A 4,727-nucleotide genomic window follows, 5' to 3' on the forward strand; every position below is an offset into this window, starting at 1 on the left:
TCCGAGTTGCCAAACAACCCACGACAGAGATAAAAATGCGTCGCGGAATCTGAGGGCAGAGGGGATTAGAATACTTGCCCTGAGCGAAGTCGAAGGGCTGTCAACAAATACTGCGGGACACGCAGAAATTCAAGCTTGTGGAGAAGCAGTAAGACTCGTTGGTACTTGTACTGAAAAGCGTGTTTCCATGAAACAAGAATCCCCCACCACAACGTAAGTTTGGTGGGGGAGTGTCAACGAACTATACTACATCTAAGCCAACACCTTTTAGCAAAATACCTCGAGCGATCGCTTGCTAGACAGCTTAATAAACACGGTCATGAGCCAGTCTCTAAATATGGTTGAGTAAACAACAGTAGTATACCCAACAACCTTCAACGCTCAGAGATAATAGGTGTATTTGTTTGAGATTGTGAAGTGGAATCACAGGTAAATATTATGTTTAGTCAATTACCGAATTGCATTACTAGTCCTTCGTGGTGGCAACTGCTCGGATGGATTGCCGACCCGATTGGATTTCAGCAAAAGTATAGTCAAAAGTATGGAGACATTTTTTCCATGCAACTGAGTGGACTCGGTTCTTATGTAATTATTAGCCGTCCCCAAGCCATTCAAGAAATTTTCAGTCAAGATTCTAAATTTGATATTGGTCGTGGTAATAAAATTGCAGAACCTTTGATTGGGCGAAATTCTATCATGTTAATAGATGGTGCCCGCCATCGACGAGAACGAAAATTATTAATGCCCCCTTTCATGGAGAAAGGCTACAGATTTATGCTCAACAAATCTGCTTAATTACCGAGCAAATCGCCAGTCAATGGCAAATCAATCAACCTTTTGTGGTTCGGTCTGCCATGCAGAAAGTTAGTCTAGAAGTAATTTTACAAATTGTTTTTGGTTTAAGTGAAGGGGAACGCTATCAACTAATTTTACCTCTCCTTACTAGTTGGTTGGATATGACTGATTCTCCTTTGCGCTCCAGTATGCTATTTTTTCCATTTTTACAAAAAGATTGGGGAAAATGGACTCCTTGGGGGCAGATGAGAAGTAGACAAAACTCTATTTATCAGCTACTTCAAGCAGAAATTGAAGAGAAAAGAACAAAGAACAATCAGAACCAGGGTGATGTTCTGAGCTTGATGATGGCAGCACGAGATGAAAATGGGCAAGCAATGACCGACGATGAATTAAAAGATGAATTGCTCACAATTTTATTTGCTGGACATGAAACTACTGCAACAACGCTAGCGTGGGCTTTTTATGAAATTCACCGAAATCCAGATGTCCTCTCAAAATTGCAGCAGGAACTTGACAGCTTGGGAGAAAATCCAAACCCGATGGAAATTGCCCAGCTTCCTTACTTAAGCGCAGTTTGCCAAGAAACCCTGCGGATGTATCCAGTCCTTCCAGGGCTTTTTCCACGCATTACTAAATCATCCATAAATATTGCAGGATACCAGTTTCCTCCTGATACAACCTTAATGCCAAGTATCTACCTCCTGCATTATCGGGAAGACTTGTATCCTAATCCTCAACAATTTAATCCCGAACGTTTTTTAGGACGCCAGTATTCCCCTTGGGAGTTTATTCCTTTTGGTGGTGGAAGTCGGCGATGTTTAGGATATGCCCTGGCTCAGTTAGAAATCAAATTAGTCCTGGCAACAGTTTTATCCAATTATCAACTTACCTTAGTGGAAAATAAACCTATTAAACTGCAACGACGTGGATTTACCCTTGCTCCTAATGGTGGAGTTCGGATGATGACTATAAAAAAACGATCGCTTTCTCAAGTTTATCCAAGTTCTGTTTCAATTTAGCGATCGCCTACGCCCTTACTCCTCCGTAATTTTATGCTCTACTGTCAAAACTATTGCAAGGCTAAGGCTATCACTTTTACTTTTGAGGGTTTGTAGTAAGCACTTTAGTGCTTAGAAAATAAGGACTAAAGTCTTTACTACAAACTTGCTTACCTATCAATTTAAACTTGACAAACTACTACCTGAAAATCATTCTTTTCGACTATTGTTTGCGTAAGTCCTGTTCACTTTTCGCTGTCCGGCTAAAAAGTCGATAGTATAGCGACGTACTAGTTTCCTTTAAGGGAAACAGCAGATAGGTGAGAGGATTTATTGCCACAATAATATTTCGGAAGTCTCGCCGCGCCAAAAATAAGATCGCACGAGCAACTTGCTGTGCAGACATCACTCCATAAGGATTCAACTGACTCTTAAACGGGCCAAGAATTAACTTGCGAATTACACAACCCCCGTCCAAACGTTTGAGGGTAACAATATCTCCTAGCGCTCTTTTGCTAAGTTCATAAAGCGGACTCAGCGCTGGAGAAACCTCAGCCTCAGAAGTGTTTACCCAAATTTCCTTGGTTGCTTTTGCTTGTGGCCCTGTTACAGTTGTCAAAAATATATCCATCAACCGCAAGGCTGAAAAGGTATTTACTTCATAAGAGGCGTTGATAGCCTCTGGTGTGCGGCTGGCGTAGACATTGACTCCGTGGTTGATAATTAAAATATCTACTTTCTCTAAACTATTTCTCAGTTCAGCTTCGTTACCCAACTGCCAGGAAACCACCTTTGCCCCAACTTGCTCTACTAATTTTTCTGGATTAGTGGTTAATGCGACGACTTTAGCATTATTCTTTATAAGTTCAGCCGCCAACGCTTGCCCTAACGCTCCTGATGCTCCGGTTAAAGCGATGGTTTTACCTTTGAGAGACAGTCCTGTACCCAGAATTTTATCCACTAGGGGAAAGACACCACTGTAGTAAGCGTTGACATCATCAAAATGATGCCGCCAATGGTAAGACCGATTCACCCACCAAATGGATGGTATTGTCTCTAAAGGGCCGGGTAGGTGGTTGTAATCTGTATCAATTTTTCCCTGAAAATATCGCACAGACGCGCCATACAAAAAGGTACAACCATAAGCTACTCCCAGCCATAACCCCATTTGCTGGACAATTAAGGCAACGACTACCAATACCACTAGCAGTAAACTCGACTCTAAAATGTCGTGATAGAGTTGGGATTCTTGATAAATTTTCAGGGAAACTATTGATAAATCGCGGCGATAGGCCATGTGGTGCTTGTTGTGCCATTTAGCAAGCCAACTGACTTGGTGACACAAAGCATGGTAGCTGTCTCTCAATATCTCAGCAAGTAAAAGTGAGAAGAGTGCCCAACTAGCAAACTGTAAGCTGGCATTTAGCCAAACCCAATTAATTTGTAAGCTTGCCTCAATCCCCATCAAGTTTTCAGCTAGCATTTTTACCATGTTTGTCTATACTCGTTTTTCTTAATCATTCTTGACGATCTGAGGTGCGTTAAGGTCGAGTCTAAAACAAATTAAAATCAAAGGGAATAGGGAGTAGAGAGCAGGGGTAACAGCCAATACAGGAAAAACCAAGAGCAAAACTGATATCGCAATCTTAAATCAATTGTGACAAAGAAGCTCCCTGACTTTTTTGATCGTCGCGATCGCAATCATAGTAAAGTTAAGCAAGTTAAAAATTAACTTCTGCCTTCACGTTTCGGTGTTTTGCGCAGCCTGTAGCAGCTTCCGCCTTCCCTGTAGGAACTTCTGCCTTCACGTTTCGGTGTTTCGCGCAGCCTGTAGCAGTTTCCGCCTTCCCTGTAAGAACTTCTGCCTTCACGTTTCGGTGTTTCGCGCAGTCTGTAGCAGCTTCGGCTTTAAGAATAGCTACGAGTATTAAATGGCTAAAGGTATTCGTAAAAGCGATCCCCTGCTCCTTTAACTTCCCCTCTTCTCTTGCCGTTCTTTGAGTTTCAGCATAATTTCTGCGTGCATCTCGCGGGTAATTGGGTAAAAATACGTTAAAACTAAGCCAAAAATCAAACAAACTGTCGGTATGGGGCCAACGGCAACGCGAATAGCAAACAGTGCTGATTCCGGTTGGATAGGTAGTGGACTTCCGGCTACAGATTCTTTGAAACCAGATACTTGCAAAGCATTTCCCACCAAAAATAGCCCGAAAGCTAAACCAAATTTTTGCAGCAAAACCATGAAGCCATAAAAAATGCCTTCTCTGCGTTGTCCGGTTTGCAGTTCATCTAATTCAATCACATCTGGAATCATTGACCAAGGAATTAGATAAGCTGTGGAGACACCAATACCTGCCATAACAGCCATCACATACATCAAAACTATTTGACCAGGCTGTAAGAAAAATAGTCCGGCGGCGGCTATAATCCACAAACTCATTCCCAGAAAATAAACAACTTTTTTCCCGATTTTTTTACTCAACGCTCCCCAGACAAATAGCATCACCAGAGCAGTTCCTTGGACTGCAATCATCACTGTGGGCACGTCTGATTCTTTAAGACCCATACAATTGACTACAAAATAGGGAATAATGCTGGCTGTCACCTGCACGCCTAGCCAAGAACAAAGATATATACCAATAACAAATAAAAAAGGTCGGTTACTAAAGACAATTTTTAGTTGTTCAAAGAAGGGGAGAGATGCAGGTTCCTCGGTTTGGATGCGTTTAGCCTCAAAAGCTAAGATGCGATCGCGGACTCCAAAAACGCACCAATATAATCCTAAAATCGAAATTACTGTACAAACTGCTGCTAAAACCAAATATTGTTGTTTGCGATCGGCGATCGCTGAAAAAACAATTTGCGTTAAAATCAACGATAAAATGCTGCCACCAATAGAAAATGTAAAGCGATAGCTGTTAAGGCTGGTAC

General features: G+C 41.9%; 2 protein-coding genes and 2 pseudogenes. 2 read left to right on the forward strand and 2 right to left on the reverse strand.

All coding sequences use genetic code 11. The annotated features are described in order from the left end of the window. Both IQ229_RS13505 and IQ229_RS13510 read left to right on the forward strand, forming a co-directional pair. Positions 1-217 (forward strand): annotated as a pseudogene (locus IQ229_RS13505) (RNA-guided endonuclease TnpB family protein); the annotation flags it as partial. Positions 218-438: 221 nt separating this feature from the next. Then, positions 439-1,817, forward strand: a pseudogene (locus IQ229_RS13510) (cytochrome P450). 202 nt (positions 1,818-2,019) lie between these two features. Here the strand turns inward: IQ229_RS13510 and IQ229_RS13515 are convergent. Together IQ229_RS13515 and IQ229_RS13520 are read right to left on the reverse strand one after the other, a co-directional pair. Next, on the reverse strand, positions 2,020-3,288 hold the full coding sequence (locus IQ229_RS13515; protein ID WP_194044460.1) for a bifunctional sterol desaturase/short chain dehydrogenase: 1,269 nt from the start codon (positions 3,286-3,288) through the stop codon (positions 2,020-2,022). 477 nt (positions 3,289-3,765) lie between these two features. Then, positions 3,766-4,727, reverse strand: a 962-nt coding sequence (locus IQ229_RS13520) for an MFS transporter (RefSeq protein ID WP_194044461.1), incomplete at its 5' end; no start/stop codon positions are given.

Origin of the sequence: Nostoc cf. edaphicum LEGE 07299 (assembly GCF_015207245.1) — a bacterium.
Taxonomy (GTDB): Bacteria; Cyanobacteriota; Cyanobacteriia; order Cyanobacteriales; family Nostocaceae; genus Nostoc; species Nostoc edaphicum_B.

Excerpts from the sequence above, each read along its gene's own strand:
- IQ229_RS13515 (WP_194044460.1), bottom strand. The coding sequence starts at position 3,288 with ATGGTAAAAATGCTAGCTGAAAACTTGATGGGGATTGAGGCAAGCTTA.